General features: G+C 63.6%; 1 protein-coding gene. It reads right to left on the reverse strand.

Translation table 11 applies throughout. The features are described from left to right. Positions 1 to 393: 393 nt before the first annotated feature. Positions 394 to 1,695: a hypothetical protein gene (locus tag ACTJJK_RS23175; protein WP_223619216.1), complete on the reverse strand. Its 1,302-nt coding sequence runs from the start codon at positions 1,693 to 1,695 to the stop codon at positions 394 to 396. Positions 1,696 to 2,100 lie beyond the last annotated feature (405 nt).

The following is a 2,100-nucleotide window of genomic DNA, read 5'->3' on the forward strand; positions in this document are numbered from 1 at the left end:
AAGCATTTTTCTTTGGTTACCTTTCTTTTGTTGCTTATGACAAAAGAAAGTAACCCGCCGCTTTAGTGGCGGAAGCTTTTTAGCGTTTGATCCTGTTCTTGTTTTTGAAGAAGCCATAAGCAAGTGCAGAGCTTCCGCCCGCTACGCGGCCGGGTTACTTTCTTTTGCTAAGCCCAAAAGAAAGGTAACCAAAGAAAAGGGCTCTCCTTGCAAGGGCACAGGCCACGAGTGCGATGCCTGCATCGGGATTTTTCGATAAGACGTCCCTGTCTTATCGAAAAACGGCGCACGTCCTGTGCGCCGCCCTCCGGGTCTCCGCTTGACCGGTAAAGCGGCAAAGCAGATCAAAATCCCTGCAACGGCAACGGCAACGGCAACGGCAACGGCCGAGGCTCAAGCCGAACGCGGCAACCTTGCAATGGCGCGATCGAACGTCGCAGCCAACAACACGACTCGCAAGACATCGGTGAACAACGAGGTGCGGAACGACAACGGGGTGTTGAGGAACACCGCCAAGGGCTGGCCGACGACGTTCTGCCATTCCGGGTCCTTTGGGCCGACCACATGTTCCATCAAGCGCCACGACCACGAGTCGATGTACGACAACAACTGCCAGCACACGCACAAGGTCAGCAAGGCCGGCAGGCCGGCGCGCAGCACCAGGCGCAGGCTGTTGACCACCGGCACGCCCTTGCTGGTCCAGCCGGCGCTGGCCTTGTCGGCCAGCATGCGCAAGCTGAAATGCATCGACTTGAAGCGCGCGCTGACCTTGCCGAGGGTTTCGTCGGCACCGTCGAGGCGCTGCGCGCGGCGCAGGTCGATGCCGTAGATGATCGCGGTGATCGCCAGCCAGATCAGCGGCAGCACCACCGCACCGGCAGCGGTGCCGACGATGTCCCAGACCGGCACGATGCCCTTCTTGGCCGGGGTCAGCAGCTTGAACGCCGACATCGGGTCGTCCCACCACTGGGTCACGGCGGCATAGACCACCCGCTCGTGCCACCAGTCCTTCAGGCCATTCATGACTTGCGCGATGGCGGCCACGCCGACGAACACCCAGTAGGCTTCGCAGCTGGTTGCGACCACGTTCCACAGCGCATGCCCGGTGGCTTCGGCGCGGCGTTTGCTGAACCAGCGCACCGCCCAGGCCACCGCAAGCGCGATCCACAAGCCCTTGAGCTTGAGCACCTCGTTGAGGTTTTCCTTTTCCCAGACGCTGAAGATGTAGGCGGTGCGGAAGTTGCGGCGCAGGTCTTCGAGCAGGCCCCAACCGGCGTAGTAGGCGAAGAACGGCAGCATCGCGATGGCCAGCGCAGTGATCCATTGCTTGCGCACCGCCGCCGTGTCCGGCGTGGTCGCACCGCCGGCGAGCATCGGCAACGACGGCCGCAGCGACTGGAACATCAGGATGGTGCCCGCGAGTTGGGTCACGATCAGCACCGACAGCACCGCGAACGACAGCAGCACCGAACGCTCGCCGAGCTTGACCGCCAGCCCCATCAACAGGTCGTAGCAGACCCGCTGGGCGAAGAACCAGAACGTCAACGCCGGCCAATGGCGCCAGAGCAGGCGTGCGCCGAGCGCGGGGATCTCGCGCCACGCGCCGCCCTGGGCGGCCACGCCAATGGCGCCGGAGTCGGCGGAAGATGCGGAAGGCACCGACAGCGTCGGCGTGGACAGCGAGGACGTGGACATCGACGGCAGCCGGACGGGAACCCGGCGATGGTACCCGTCTGTCGTCACGGTTTGCAGTGACTCGGGTCAGGGGCCGAGTGGCCGGATGCGGAAGCGCTCGGGCGTGGTCTGCCGCTCTATGCCGCGATGGCCGCGGACTTCGCTCAATGACGTCGGCGTTGCTGCCTCTGCGGATGCCTTGGTCGCGGCTTGCGCCGCTCCTACCCCAAAGCGCCGTTGCCGTTGCCGTTGCCGTTGCCGTTGCCGTTGCCGTAAGGATTTTGCTGTTGCCGTGCGTCGCCTCGCACTAGCGAAGGCAATCGAAGACCCGGAGGGCGGACCGCAGGGATGCGGGCCGTTTTTCATCGGGACAGGGATGTCCCGTATGAAAAATCCCTGCGGAGGCACCGCTCGTGCGGGCCTGTG

This window comes from Lysobacter sp. 22409 (genome assembly GCF_052045105.1).
Taxonomy (GTDB): domain Bacteria; phylum Pseudomonadota; class Gammaproteobacteria; order Xanthomonadales; family Xanthomonadaceae; genus Lysobacter; species Lysobacter antibioticus_B.